At 56.1% G+C, this 13,654-nt stretch carries 14 protein-coding genes; 8 read left to right on the plus strand and 6 right to left on the minus strand.

From position 1 onward, the window contains the following. Positions 1 to 90: 90 nt before the first annotated feature. From IFT54_RS20990 to IFT54_RS05480, 8 genes are all read left to right on the plus strand, one after another. Positions 91 to 579, plus strand: coding sequence for a TIGR02594 family protein (locus IFT54_RS20990; RefSeq protein WP_192069876.1), 489 nt, complete (start codon positions 91 to 93; stop codon positions 577 to 579). Beyond that, complete coding sequence (locus IFT54_RS05450; RefSeq protein WP_192069877.1) at positions 576 to 1,025, plus strand: hypothetical protein; 450 nt, start codon at positions 576 to 578, stop codon at positions 1,023 to 1,025. The genes IFT54_RS20990 and IFT54_RS05450 overlap by 4 nt, the downstream gene beginning before the upstream one ends. Positions 1,026 to 1,510: 485 nt before the next feature. Then, positions 1,511 to 2,488, plus strand: a complete 978-nt coding sequence (locus IFT54_RS05455; protein WP_192069878.1) for a hypothetical protein — start codon at positions 1,511 to 1,513, stop codon at positions 2,486 to 2,488. 47 nt (positions 2,489 to 2,535) lie between these two features. Further along, positions 2,536 to 3,072: a hypothetical protein gene (locus tag IFT54_RS05460; RefSeq protein ID WP_192069879.1), complete on the plus strand. Its 537-nt coding sequence runs from the start codon at positions 2,536 to 2,538 to the stop codon at positions 3,070 to 3,072. Further along, positions 3,072 to 3,365 (plus strand): hypothetical protein, encoded by a 294-nt coding sequence (locus IFT54_RS05465; RefSeq protein WP_192069880.1) that lies wholly within the window; start codon positions 3,072 to 3,074, stop codon positions 3,363 to 3,365. The genes IFT54_RS05460 and IFT54_RS05465 overlap by 1 nt, the downstream gene beginning before the upstream one ends. Positions 3,366 to 3,602: 237 nt before the next feature. Next, complete coding sequence (locus IFT54_RS05470; protein ID WP_192069881.1) at positions 3,603 to 3,932, plus strand: hypothetical protein; 330 nt, start codon at positions 3,603 to 3,605, stop codon at positions 3,930 to 3,932. Positions 3,933 to 4,564: 632 nt separating this feature from the next. Further along, positions 4,565 to 5,968, plus strand: a complete 1,404-nt coding sequence (locus IFT54_RS05475; protein WP_192069882.1) for a DEAD/DEAH box helicase family protein — start codon at positions 4,565 to 4,567, stop codon at positions 5,966 to 5,968. Between the two features lie 123 nt (positions 5,969 to 6,091). Next, the gene (locus IFT54_RS05480; protein WP_192069883.1) at positions 6,092 to 6,589 is read left to right on the plus strand and encodes a hypothetical protein; all 498 of its coding nucleotides are present in this window, start codon (positions 6,092 to 6,094) and stop codon (positions 6,587 to 6,589) included. Between the two features lie 91 nt (positions 6,590 to 6,680). Here IFT54_RS05480 and IFT54_RS20690 read toward each other — a convergent pair whose 3' ends face one another. From IFT54_RS20690 to IFT54_RS05505, 6 genes are all read right to left on the minus strand, one after another. After that, a complete protein-coding gene (locus IFT54_RS20690; protein WP_274604128.1) occupies positions 6,681 to 6,809 on the minus strand; it encodes a hypothetical protein in 129 nt (42 codons plus the stop codon). Next, positions 6,806 to 7,270: a hypothetical protein gene (locus tag IFT54_RS05485; protein ID WP_192069884.1), complete on the minus strand. Its 465-nt coding sequence runs from the start codon at positions 7,268 to 7,270 to the stop codon at positions 6,806 to 6,808. The genes IFT54_RS20690 and IFT54_RS05485 overlap by 4 nt, the downstream gene beginning before the upstream one ends. After that, the gene (locus IFT54_RS05490) at positions 7,263 to 7,517 is read right to left on the minus strand and encodes a hypothetical protein (RefSeq protein ID WP_192069885.1); all 255 of its coding nucleotides are present in this window, start codon (positions 7,515 to 7,517) and stop codon (positions 7,263 to 7,265) included. Before IFT54_RS05490 ends, IFT54_RS05485 begins: the two co-directional genes overlap by 8 nt. Before the next feature lie 180 nt (positions 7,518 to 7,697). Then, complete coding sequence (locus IFT54_RS05495) at positions 7,698 to 10,433, minus strand: cellulase family glycosylhydrolase (protein ID WP_192069886.1); 2,736 nt, start codon at positions 10,431 to 10,433, stop codon at positions 7,698 to 7,700. Next, positions 10,430 to 11,020 carry a hypothetical protein gene (locus tag IFT54_RS05500; protein ID WP_192069887.1) on the minus strand — a complete coding sequence of 197 codons (591 nt, stop codon included), beginning with the start codon at positions 11,018 to 11,020 and terminating at the stop codon, positions 10,430 to 10,432. The genes IFT54_RS05495 and IFT54_RS05500 overlap by 4 nt, the downstream gene beginning before the upstream one ends. After that, complete coding sequence (locus IFT54_RS05505) at positions 11,020 to 13,653, minus strand: hypothetical protein (RefSeq protein WP_192069888.1); 2,634 nt, start codon at positions 13,651 to 13,653, stop codon at positions 11,020 to 11,022. The genes IFT54_RS05500 and IFT54_RS05505 overlap by 1 nt, the downstream gene beginning before the upstream one ends. Position 13,654: the final 1 nt, after the last annotated feature.

The raw sequence follows: 13,654 nt of genomic DNA on the forward strand, positions 1-13,654 counted from the left end.
GTGTTTTTCGATCGCATAAGTATTTAATGCGGAGATTAGCGAGTAAAGTACCGCTATAACTTATTGACGTGCTTTCCTGATAAATTCAGTATGCAACACTGGATTAAGGTCGCCCGCACCTACATTGGGCTCAAAGAATATCCCGGCGCTACTAACAACCCAACGATCATGGGCTGGGCAAAGGGGCTCGGAACTAAGCTGCTGGGCATCGCCTATGGTGCCGATAGTGTGCCGTGGTGCGGACTGTTCGTCGCCCACTGCATCAAGGCTGCTGGGCTCCCAACTGCGCCAATCGCCGTCCGTGCAAGTGCGTGGTCAACTTGGGGGCAGAAGTGTGCGCCGACTTATGGCGCGGTCGTCGTGTTCCAGCGTCCTGGCGGGGGCCACGTGGGCTTTCTCGTCGGTCAGGATGCTACACGGTATCGCGTCCTGGGTGGCAACCAAAGCGATGCAGTCAGCGAAACGTGGATTGAGAAGAGCCGTGCGGTCGCAGTTCGTTGGCCAGCCGGTCAGGTACCACCGACTACCCCTCTGCCAAAGCTCACCGCCGCTGGCAGCACGTCGAAGAACGAAGCATGAGCCAGTGGCTCTACGATCCTGCGTTCGATCCCCAGGACTACGCGAGCATCGTCTACCGGATCAACCTGCCGGATGGCCGCTACTATATCGGCAAGAAATCGCTCTGGGTGTTGAAGGACGGCAAGATCGCCCGCGAAAGCGATTGGCAGGATTATTGGGGGTCGAGCAAGGACGTAAAGGCGCTCGTCACGGAGGCCGGTAAGCACGCCTGCACGCGTGAGGTGGTGCGGTTCTGCGTGTCGAGGGGTGAGGCGTCCTGGCTGGAAGCGGTGCTTCTCATCAAAGGCGATTGTCTCCTGGACCCCATGTGCCTCAACGGCAACGTGCTGACGACGTTTAACCATCGCGTCGTGAAGGGTTACAGCAACGATGAGCGCCGGGAGCGATACCTCAAGGATATCGCAAAACAGCGGGACACCATGCGCTTAAATAATGGCGACGCTTAAAGCGTCATCGCAAAGGGCTGCTCAATTCTAATGCTCAACAGTGTCGGCCCCTGGCAGGAATGCCGGGGGTTTGCCTTATCCATCACTTAAAGTGACGACATCTGTTAACCATGTTATCTTCAATCCCATCACTAGTTCTATCACTTTGTGCAGTATAGCATGAGTTTTACTTGACGCGATCACTTTATCTGATAGAAGGGCCACACCAGAACGGAAACGAACTGGCTCTTTGACATCGTTGAATGGAAACCTCTTGGTAGAGGGCGGCTTTTTTGGCCGCGTTTACCAAATGGCGAACGCGTGCTCGCGTAAGTCACTCGCAATCTCCTTGGGGGCCGTCGCTGGCCTCCGCTGCGGGTGATAGGGCTCATCTGATATCTTATAAGACGTCTCATAAGCTAAGGGTTCAACTCCCTCCTTCGCCACCAAGCTAGACAATCATGCTCTAGCCCGGCCCGTGGTCCGCACCACGAAGGAGTGCCGTAATGGCGAAGAACATCCTTACTCTCGCGACTGCTACCAAGCTGGTTTCCGACTTCCATACCAGCCTTAACGCGACAAATGCCGCTAACGCGGCAAGTCGAAGTGAATTGGCCGTTGCCAGTCGCGAGCAACTGTACCGTGTACTGGCCGATGCGTACGGCAAAAGCCTCGCGCTCGTTGCCGACCCTACTGTCCTTGGTCAGGTCTGCCAGCATTATAACTCGGCGGCTCCTGCTGAAGGCGAAAATCCCCACAGTGCGGTCGTCCGCATGATGTGGCGCAAAAAGGACCCGGCGACCAAAAAGTGGGCACCGGACCGGAGTGCCTGGAAGTACGGCAAGGGTTTCCGCGCCGCTCAGGACCTTGGGTGGACGGTGGAGAACTTCGCAGCCAATCTTCCTGAGTTCTCCTTTAAAATCAAAAAGGACGGCAAGGACAAGGTGCTCAAGGGTCACGCGGCCCTTGAGGCTCACGACACCAGTAAGTTTGGCAACACCGAAGCCAAGCGTACTGAGCACGAAAGCAACGCGGCTATCGCCTGGATGGCAAAGACCCAGCCGTCGCTTGGAAACTTTCAAGCCGATTTGGCGGAAGGCGCGCAGGACAGGCAGTTGGCGAACGTCATCGTTCAGTATGACGCTGCAACGAATTCCTGGCATGTTCGTGGCGTCACCCAGTCGGACCCTGAGCGCGCGTGGGCAGGGATCGCCCAGCCCACGCTGAAAGCGTTCGATAACTGGCTCAAGGAAATGGCCGTCAAAAAGGCGGTTGCCGACCTGGGCAATCTGCCGCCTGAGGGTGACGAGTTGTTTGAGGCTCTCGCCGATCACAACAGCGAAATGGACCGCGCCAATGCCAAGGCAACGTGGACCAATCGTCTCGTCGGCTTCACCCGTGACGGTGATTTCGCATGGCCTTCGGCCCGCCGCGAGACCGCGCCCATCACTTCAAGTGATGATGACGCCAGCGTCGCCGCGTGAACATGGTAGGGGAGAGCTTCGCGCTCTCCCCTTTGGGAGTTTCAACGATGTATAGTGATGCAGAACGCGCGGCTTTTGCCGCGCTGCTCGTCCGTGCGCGAGCCAATGAAATCATAACCGAAGATGAGGTCCAGGGCGTTCTTCCGCCCGACCTGTTCGCGCGCTTTGTCGCCCTTACCATCACTCGCGAAAACGAGGTTATCGACAAGTATGATGACGAGGTTTGGGCGAACTGGCGGTCAGACCCATACGAAGTGGAATACTACAAGAACCAGATGAAGATGAGCAAAAAGTCGTTCAGGGCTGCGCCAAAGGAACTTGAAAAGCTAATGGCAAAGAACGGTGCCGAGAGCCTTTTTAATCGACAACTTGGCATCCTAGTCAATCAAAAGTCGATCATGTGGGGCATGTACAAAAAGCTGTCCGACGATGGCAAGCTATGGACCAAGCAAGGCAGCGCGGAGGCAGGCTGGCCACCTGAGCTTGTAACGGAGCCGCCTATGAAGGTGGTCCTTCCGGGTATGGAGTTGCCAACCGCATACGCGCTTCGACGGCTGCTGGCCAAAGAGCTGGGCGAGGAGTGATGCTGGACAAAGACCTGAGAAAGCCCCGGCGCGAACGTACTGCGCGCGAAGCCGAAGCAACAGCGGAACGACTAGCTGCCGCCAAGGCCGTGTACGAAGAGCGTTGGGGCAAAATCGACGGCGCACTAAATCTCATGGAGCAAGCTACGCGAGATTACTTCGCCGTCTGGCATCCAAATAGCAGCACGCTAATCGACCTCCTTGATCGAGTTCGCACTACGTATCGGGCGATAAAGGACGAGCGCGGCCTCGATGACGAAGGTTGGGAAAACCCCGGCTACGGGGAGGAATAGGGTCAACGCTCAAGCCGCCTATTCGCCCCGTAGAGCGTCACACAGCATGTTCAGAGTTCAGGGGTAGTCGCGTTGCGTATCATGCGCGCTACCACTGTAGGGTGCCTTGCCGGGCTACGATGGGTCGCACTTGGTCGGCCCGGCAAGTCATTCCCATTTCAATAATGACGCGGCACTTCCAGCGACTTTATTCGCGTGAACATGGCTGCACGTCAGCACCGATATCAAGGAAAGCAAATGAACAAAATCTGGAACCCCAGCAGGTCAAGGTATATGTATCGGCCCGAAGCGCACGAAATGGAAACGTGCAAGAATGTTTGTCAGGTAGTAATCAACAATCCTGAGTTCTTTCCGCCCGATCAGTTTGAGGGCGGCTTGGTCCATAGTGTCAACACACTGTTGAAGCATGGTGAGTGGTGGACCAAGGATCAGTCGATCAGCTTCGACACGATACTCCGCAAATATAATCTGGGCGAGTTGTCGATTCCCGAGACCGGCCAGACTTCCTCCCAGCAGATTGTCGGGTTGTTCAGCGGTATCACGCCCATCGCCAAGACAGTCCCGTAACGGCGTTCTGCTAGAGTGTAACGATTATTCTATATATAAAGAGTTTTCGTTACATACCTATCTGACTTCCAGATGTCTTTTTGCGAAGTAGCGGCAGCGGGTGAATTAGGTACTGGGTAGCTCCGGAGCGAGCGCAGCGAGTGAGGAGCGCAGCCAGTACCTAAACGCCCGATGTAGGTGCGGCCTTCGCGAAGCGGAGGTCCACCTATGTCATGGGGTATAGCTGGAGCATCACATATCCCCACGGGAGATATATCATACGCCACGGAGGCATCTCAGGTGTTCGCGGTAAACCGCTCTCACCCGAGACTAGCATCACGAATTTGCCGGATCGCTTCGCTGTGCTCCGCTTTCCTCCGTCAAATGCGCTCTGCGGCCGCAATTCAGATGAAGTCCTGAGAAGTCCATCAATCCCAGGTCACAACCGATAGGCAAACAGATACCACCGCAAGGTGGACGTAGAACGCCGTTACAAGCCCATTTTCAGGGGTTCTGATAAATAGAAACGTAGACGCGGGGCTCGATACGCTGTCGTCTATGACAGCAAGCCTCAAAGTCTATTTCCCAAAGAAAAGCCTTGGCCTGTTGTGCAATTCGAGCCTGCACAACAGGCTTTTTCTTGGGAGAGTGAAATGAAGAACTTCTACTATCAGCCCGGTCCAGCCGGTTCCGGCAAAACCTATCAGCTTTCACATTGGGCGGTCGAGAAAACTCTCGCGCATGAGAAGGTGCTGATAGCGCAGCCGACCAAAGAGCTAATCCGCGAAACCATCCGCGCCATCCGCGCCATCAACCCAGACATCGCAGTCAAGCAGATCACGGGCACCACGACCACCAGTAGGGTCACGCACCAGATTGTTCAGCACATGGCGGCTGCCGCACCCCACGCAGGCGAAATCCTTATCATCAGTCACGATGCGTTGAAGCGCCTTCCAACCGGAATGCGGAAGTTCTGGCATTTGGTATGCGACGAGATCCCCAACGTGCTGGAGCATATCGACCTCTACATCGCGAAGACGCACCGCCACATCACGGACCACATGGATGCCAGCCAGGATATCGCGGATGACCTAATCGGATTGCGTATTGGCAACCGAGCGGGTCTTGAAGCCGTGCAGGCAAATAGCAGCAAAGATCAAAACATTGGCACCTTCAATCGGCTGGTCAACACGCTGCTATCCGGCGAACATCTGGTCTCGATCACCAGGACGCAATGGACCGATCTGCTCACCAATCCCGACCACACTGGTAACGTGGACTTTTTTGCCGTCCTACTAAGCGGGTTCGTGGAAGGGTATCGAACGACGACCTTTATGGGCGCGAACATCGAGCAGACGGAATTGTATCTGGTGTGGTCCGCGCTGTTGGACGTGGCATGGACGCTGCATCCCGAAATGGGCGGCAAACTGCGCTATCAGAGCCACGGCAACGGAGCCCGTTTGTCTATCGGCTACTTGTTCGACAGCCGGTTGAGTAAGCGGTTCCTGAGCAAGGACGACGAGGAAGGCGAAACGGTTTTCACGAAAGTAACGGACTACGTGGCGCGGTTCTGGGATGGCGTGCCGTTTCTCTGGCAGGCAAACAAGGATGCAATGCCCGGTGGCTTCGAATACGACGCACGGCTCCCAGGCGTCTCGCACGGCCTGGATAAGGCTCACTGGAAGCGATTTCACAACGTTGCGCTGTTGAGCGCCCTCAATCGGAAAAGCGCCGCCTACGGCTTCCTGAGCCGCATTGGTGTCGATGAGTACGCGGCCCAGGCATCACTATCGTGGCAGAACGACTATCAGGCGATGATGCGCTGCTCGCTTCGTGCTCCGGAGGCCATTGCGCCGGTTCGCGTGATCGTCGGCAGCAAGGCAGGTGCGGAATGGCTTGCTGACAAGTTTCCCGGCTGTGTGGTCGAGAAAATGGAAACCAGCATTGCAGAGCCGGGAAAGTCGGGCCGACCAGCAATGACGGGGGACACGAAGCCTATGACGGGCGCCGAGCGGGTTCGGTTGTCGCGCGCAAGGAAGAAGGCCGGTGCAGCATGAGCGCCGTACAAGGCGGAGTATAACGGGGGATGAGAGGGTTTGTTGGCTCTCTGAATAATAAGGTCTGGTGGGGCCCTGGCCAGCGAGCTATTTTGCGTCAAGCGAATGGGAAGAGGGGCGGAAATGATCGTAGCAATGGCACTGGCGCTGTCATCATCCGGAATATTTTTGCGGACGGAAGTCGAAGGGTGGACTGTATCTAAGGCTACGACGTCATGTCGAGCAGAGAAGCGCATGAGTGATTACAAAAAGATCAGCATTCTGAAAGGCGAGGACGCCTCAGCGACATTTTTTCTTACCGCATCGGAGTATGGCGGCGAGTACTTTGGCGAGAGAAAAGTCACGGAACCCAACAATATTTTTGAAGTCTATTTAAAAAAGGGTGTAACCCGTCAACTCTTTTCGGCCTCCCAAAAAGCGGAAGCTATGGCGTTTGAGGGCCGCGTTTCGATAATGACCACGTTCGACTTTAATAAGTTAGTGTCGAATGTCGGCGACAAAGAGAGTATCCTGTTCCGCAGGGATGATAGTAATTACGCCTCCTTTCTCCTCGACGGCTTGCCCAGCGCCCTGTCTCTTTTAGATAAGTGCTCCAGACTCCTCCCGCGACGCCGCGGATAGGCCGGCTAGACCGTTAACGGTATGCGGTCGTTTCCAATAGCACTCACGACACTGCGTGGATGTTCCGTGACGACATAAGCCCTGGGGGCGGTCAAACAGCTGGTTGATCGCCTTCGCCTACCTTTATTAAAATCTCCAGCAGTGCCTCAATCTCCCGTGGCAGTTCCTTGGTCGCAAGAAACGCCTTGATGAGGATATGCTGCGCCTCCGCCTTCGTCATATATCGCCAGTATCTCCGCTCAAGGGCTTCTGTCCTTCGGCCATCCTGATACGCTCTTTCATCCGCTTCAAATCGGCCTCTACGGCATCGTGGCGCGCGTCCTGCCGTGTATTGGTGATCCTAAGGTCACTTAGCTGCTGCGCGGCCGATCCCTGCGTCTGCTGAAGCTCTGCGATGCTTTTTTGAAGCTGGTCCACATTCGAGGACATTTTCGTAACGGTCGTGTTGAGGCCGTTGACGCTGGTGCCTACCCAAAAAAAGAGCGCCAACATGATCGCGCCAATCAGCGCAATAATGCCCGCGACCACGATCTTTGTAACGCCAGCGTTATCCTCGCCTTTCACCGCCGTGACGACCGGAGCAACTACCGGCGCAACCGGTGGATTGAACGCCTTTAATAGGTCGAGCATCTGGCCAAGGTTCAACCGATCGTCGTTGTTTTGGTTGTTGCTGTTAAGCATGAGGTGCAGCCTCCACGGGTACGGGATCGCTAGCCGTATTGGTGACCGTTACAGCTTGAGGATTATCGGGGCTGCTAGTTCGCGGCTTAAAGGTACCCAGGACGCCGACGAGGCCGGTAGTTAGACCGCCAAACCCCAGAGCCTCGGCATACTTGCCGTAGAAGGCCAGCACGGCGGCGATGGTCGCCAAGTAGCAGATGGCAACGATTAGCGCGCCGAACGCGAGAAGGGTCTGGCGTTCGTTCACGGCAGCTTCTTCTTCGTCAGTTTGGCAACTGCCAACGTAAGGGCCACGTTCAATGCTTGCTTGGCGAGTGACTTAACGGTGGGGCTCTTTAGAATAGACTTTAGATCGATTTTCACTGAGTACTCCTGCACAAAAGGTGCAGGATACCTGCACGGATGATTGTGCATTATTTAAGCGCGATTAGGTTATGCCGTTGCCGCGCTTCCAGAACCCGGAGTTCATCAGAAGGTTGACTGTGTGCGTAGGGTTCAGAAAGCTGCCATTGCTGGGGTCTAGGGAGAAGGGATAGCTGACGCCAAAGCCTGACGCATACCAAGTGTAACCCATCCAGACATCGCTGTTGTCCAGAATGAACTGAAGTTGGTCATTGATAAGCTGACCACAGATTTCCTGACCCGCGACCGCTGGAGATCCGGCTCCCGTTTCTCCCAAGAAGAGCCCCGCACCATTGGCACGCGTAAAGCCGTTCTCGCGTGCCCAGTTGGTGACTGCGATCAGTCGGGCTTTGCCTGCGTTTGGCACGCACGTACCTGACACACCTGAGGCGTCTTTGTCATTGTAGGTGTGGACGTGGAACAGCATGTTTTTCGCCGGGTCGTAGCTATTGAGATTGGCCGTGCCGTTGCCGTTCGCAGCCCAGTTTTGCGCTGATGTATATTCGGTGCCCTCGCGGTGAACGATGCCAAGATAATCGGTCCGCGCTCGCACGGCATTTGTCAGCCACTGCATGATCGCCGCCCACTGATACGGCGCGATCGCAGAGTTGACCTCGATGGGCTCGTTCATGAAGTCCACGTCCCACCGGCCCATTGGCAGCGCGACCAACATTGTCTGAACGAACTTGACCCAAAAATCGACGAGGATGCTGGGTGGCGCATAAGGGCTGTTGAATTTGAAACGGTCGCTGTAGGTCGTCGCGACGCCGTTCTCATCGATTGTGACGTCGTAGGTGTACGATCCAAAACCGTGGGCGTCGAACATGATCCGGTTCTGCGGATCGAGGTTCAGCCAGTAACTCGACAGTTCAATGACCCGTCGCATATCATGACTGCTGAACTTGGTGATCGGGCCGTCATCGCCATAGTAGAGCGGACCGTAAGCTTCACGCTGAAGGCGTTGCATCTTAAACGGTAGCCGCATGTAGCGAGCCCCCATCCGATGAAAATAATCCATCTGCTGATGCTGGTTCGCGGGGTCCGGCTCTTCTGGCTTCGACGGATAGTAGTATCGACCGCCATTGTAGACCATTGGCTTGCCCGGCAATCCGTTACCCCAGGTCGAGGCAGGTTTTTCGGTCGTGTAATTGGGCGTGTAGAGTACGTTGAACTCGCCACCGGCTGCGTTCCAGCCGTATAGATTGCGCGTGGTGTCGATGGCAGGAGGCGGCGTCAGGTACACGCACGCATCACCGATGATGATGTAGCTGTTAAACTGGCCTTGTAGGTCTGTGAGCCGCAAGACGTGCTTGCCGGTACCGGCATGAGGAACGGTGAAGGATACCGCGCCCTCGGCTTGCGTGGGGTTGGTCGACCAAAGCCGTCCGTTGGCCAAGGACATGAAACCGCTGGCACTGAGAGCGTTCTGTAGGGCCGCATCGAACCCTGGCGGGGCGTTGGTCGACACGAGCGCGACTGAGCTGTCAGACGCGTGAGGCCCCTGGATCGTGTAGGTGATCGTCGTGCCGTCCGTGGTCGCGCGCAGTTCCCAGTAGCGGGCAGGGATATCAACCAACATTCGTGAGGTTGACGTACCCTGCAAAACAACCGGCACGTACTCACGCCAGAAATTATTCTCGTAGGTGTCACCATCATCGGTGGGCGGTGCTGTACCCTTGGCCCCAATTGCTGCGGTACAGACAAACCTTCGGCCGGTTGGCAGATAGTAGACCCAATCCTTTTGCTTGTACGTTGTTGCCGCGTCCCAGTTGCCCGCATAATAAGCGAGACCACCTAGGTCATCGACATCGCCTTCACAATATATGTTGGTGAGAACATCCATCTGCTTGATGGGTTCTTCGTTGTTATCCCTGGGGTGAAGGTAATTCAGGACAATCGGCGTGCCGCTGACATAGGTTTTTGGAAAGCGGATGTAACCGCCGTTGAACCACTGCAAGGCAGTGGCGGGTGTCCACGACGGTACGGTGCCAATGCAGCCCGCTGCCGCGCAAGCCGAGACAAGCTGATCGCGCAGCCCTGGTTTTACATCGTTCTGGCCTTCGTTCGCGTGATACATTTTGATCACGGTGTTTGGCGCGACATTGTACCCGGTGATGACCGTTTGAAAGCTCTCACCTTCCTGCACGTTGACCGCGAACTGGCCGCCGTTCGCACCACGATGGCTTACGTTAATCGATGGAGTGCCCAGGGGCGCGCGTGAGGTATCGCGAGCATAAAAATAGGAGCCCGCTTTGCCCCGAACGCCGTCTTGTGCGGGTACGCCGCCGTCATCTGTTGGGATAACGCGAAGGAGGATCTGAACGTCTCGGCCATAACCTGTCTCGCCGGGGATCTTGACCTGCTGGTTGTCGGCACGGTTACGACGCGTTGCGTTCGTAAACGTGTATGTCATGCCCTGACGATACTCGTCTGTTACTGTGAACAAGATATCCAAGGTACCGACACCCGGTGGTGATCCGGCCTTCAAAGCCAGTTTACGGGCGGTGATGCCCACCTTGGACTCGATTTCGCGCTGCACAACCAGCCACCAGTCCTCAACCCAATTGCCCGTGGGGGCGAGCGGGTCGGTAAACCACATGACGATCCGATTACCCGGTACGAGATTACTGCCGGATAAGACGATCGACATGGGTTCGCCCTCGTTGACGATCGTTGGCTGGATCGGGATGAGGTTCCACGTTGGCAGTCCCTTTAGAGGGGATTGGCTGCCGCCGAGGATAATGGGCCAAAGGGCGCTCATGCGTTCACGTCCCCACCAATGGTGTAGAAGGCGTTGGCACCCGCTGAGTTCAGGCTTTCACAGAAGGCAATCGCCAGTGAGCCAAGGCCCGCAGTGGTAAAAAAGCCCTGCCGGTTTCGGAGGTTCGCGTTGGTGTTGGTGGTGTCACCAACTTTGCGAAAGCGCAGACGGCTGTTGCCCATTTGAATGACCGATACGTTCCACCCAGCAGGCAGATTATCGGGGAGCCAAAGGCTGATCGTATTGGTGGCTGCATTGTTGGCGCTCAGCATCATGAACACCTTGCCGCTATCGGCGGGTTTGAACGTGTAAGCGGCGTTGCCCTCTGCCGTGTATCCCGCAGTCATGCCCAACGTGATCGTGCCGTTATTCGCGACGGCGATCTTCTGACTGTCCATCGCTAGTTGCGCTGGGCACGCGGTGTTCGTGTAAGTGCCGAAGCCAGTTGGCAGGGGATACTTGCCATCGGAGTTTGGGCCACCACCTGCGACACCGGAGGTCCAGGCCAGCATTTTGGCGGTGAAGTCGACCATAAGGTCTTTGACTTGTTGAAGTACGATATTCAGATCGTCTGCGCTGATAGCCATTATCTCCCAATCGAAAGAACGTTGATTTCAATGGACCGGGCGTAGGTTCCGCTATTCCTAGAGGAGTTGCCCATTCCGGTTCCTTGACCTGTGACCTTTACGCGGGCTTGACCTGGCGCAGTGATCGAGATCGGTTCGCAGTATTTAAGCGACCACACGGTGTTACCGTTTTCGGTGGATATGCCACTTAGGCTGGTTCGCTGTAGCTGGTAGCCAGACCCAGTGTCCACGTAGACTCTCATTCTCGCACCAGTATCAACTTGCGTTGTGCCATCATGGGTAAAGCTAATCATGGCCAACGCGCTGCCGTTACTTGCTGCACTGCCGGACGCTGCATCGTTATAGCCAACGTTAAACTGCGGCGTTTCGATTAGCGTTGTCTCGGTCGAAGGGATCATCACATCGCCACTGGTAAAGCGCGGCGACCTGGAAAGACCGGGTGCAAGGCTGGTTATTGTCACAGAGCCGGCGCGCAGTTTGGTGATTTCCACGTCCAGCATGGTCACGACGCCATCGATGACCGAGAACGGCGTGTAAGCAATTCCTGCCGCGTCGTTGGTGACGATGCGAAACTCGTCTGCCAATACCGCGTACCGGCTGCGGCCACCTGTTAGTGTGTTGATCGTGCCAGTGATTACGCCGGCGGAATTGAGTGTGGTAAGCGCCCGCAATTCCGAAGATCCAGTGGGCGTTGTTACGATTTCCTTGATCGAGGTAATTGAGGACTCGTGTCCGTTGACCTGTGTCTGGATGCCGTCGATTGTTTGGCCCAGCAGTTTACCCGGCGTACCCAAAGCGGTCTTTTGACCAACGACAAATACAAGGCCACCATTGCCATCTGGCTGCACGGCACCAAGCATGTCGAGTGTCTGGATTACGTTCTGGTCGGGGTTCTCGACCTTGTTTGTCAGGTTCTTGATTTGCAGAGTTAATGCGGAGCCATCCTGCAAGCTTTTAAGAGCGTTGAGCGTTGCTTCGTTGGTTGTACTGAGACCGCTGGCATAGAGAGCATTTAGGCTGTTGGTATCGAGTTGGGTGACTACCGCTGCGGCTTCCTTGTTACCTACAAACGTGCCGGGTGGTGCGCCTACTGTTGCGTAGTCGGCTGGTTTGCCAGGGCCTGAGACACCGCCCCAGGTCGCCACAGCGGATGCAACGCCCGCCATTTTGTTGACCAACGTTTGCTTGGCGAGCCAGTAATCCTTCCACCGGGTATTGAACACCGTGCGGTCGATTGGCGTGTCCTGAGTGCTATCTGTGTAGGCAGGGATCAGGCCCTCAAGATACGACTTTAAGTTACCGAACGCGCTGGCCAGATTGGCGCGCTCCGCCGCCACATCCACAATGGTGGATTGGTTCTGCAATCCACTCTGCTGCACAGCTTCGGTTGCGAAGTCCTTGGCAATCCCGGCCTTCTCTGCGCGATCTAGCTTGCCGTCGTCTGACATGGCTTCCAGGCGCGTCATAGCTGCTGCGCTATCTGCCGCTGCCTGCGCTGCTGCTTCCTGCGCGGCTTGTGCAGCGTCTGCGCTTGCCTGGTTAGCGTCCGATAGCTCTGCGAGCGCCGGGGATACGTCACTGGCGCTGTGGACGGCCCATACGCGGTCGTATCCGATTTTGACCTTCCAGATCGGATCGTTGACCGGAAGAAGCTTGTAACTGCGGATTAATGGGGCGGTACTGCGATCGGCGTTGAGGACCACCGGTGCCTTAGGTGCGAAAAAGTCCATGGATTGCCAGGTGCCAGTGCCATCGGCAAACAGCACGCCACCGGCCTGATAGACCGCGTTGCGCGCCACATCGCCAATGTCTGCTTGATCGGTCTGGTAGAGGCTCCACGTCTTGTCGTTGAAAGCCGCAAAGCTTCCAATCTTAGCCGATGGAATGCCAGCCAACTCGATCATAGCTGGCACGATGGTCCCAACAGTCGTTGGGCCAGCGGTAATATCTGCCGATACCTTTTTGTCCGCCCGTCCACCAAGACGGAACATGCCCTGCGCTTCGCACTTTGCCCACTGGCCAGGAAGAAGCGTCAGGGCTGCAAGAGCCGCGTAGTCTGCGACGTTGGAGACGGGATTGCCCAACGTCTGCGCGTACTCGTAAACCGCGCCAATCGAGCAAGCGCCATAGCCGTGAACCTGATAGATGAACTTTGCCGGATCAACTAGGTAGTCATCGGCTGGTACGCTGATGCAGTAACCAAAAGCGCGAGGCTTCAACTTGCCCTTGAATGCAACCGGACCCTCTGCGCCACCCGTGCCCTGATATTCCAGCGACAACATGGGCTTGTTCAACAGCGCGTCAGGCCCAAGCAATTCCAGCGTGGCGGTTACGCCATCACGACTTAGGCCGCTGACACTGCCCTCGAATACCTGCTTGTAGGACGCGAACGGATCACCCAGCGTGCCAATGAAGATGCGCGCTAGAGCAGTGTTCCATTCGTACTTCGACCAAGCTTCGTTTTCATAGGCAGTGCCCATGCGGAAGCTAATGGAGCCATTTGATAATTGTGGCTCACTGAGAAGGCCCTCGGTCGCATAGGATAAGGAGCCTGAATTGCGACGAGTAACAAGTGGCGACCAGGAGTAGCCGTTAAGCTGTGTTCCACTTGCATCCGCGAATGCGCCTGCCATG

Origin of the sequence: Sphingomonas sp. CFBP 13714 (genome assembly GCF_014842205.1) — a bacterium.
Taxonomy (GTDB): Bacteria; Pseudomonadota; Alphaproteobacteria; order Sphingomonadales; family Sphingomonadaceae; genus Sphingomonas; species Sphingomonas aerolata.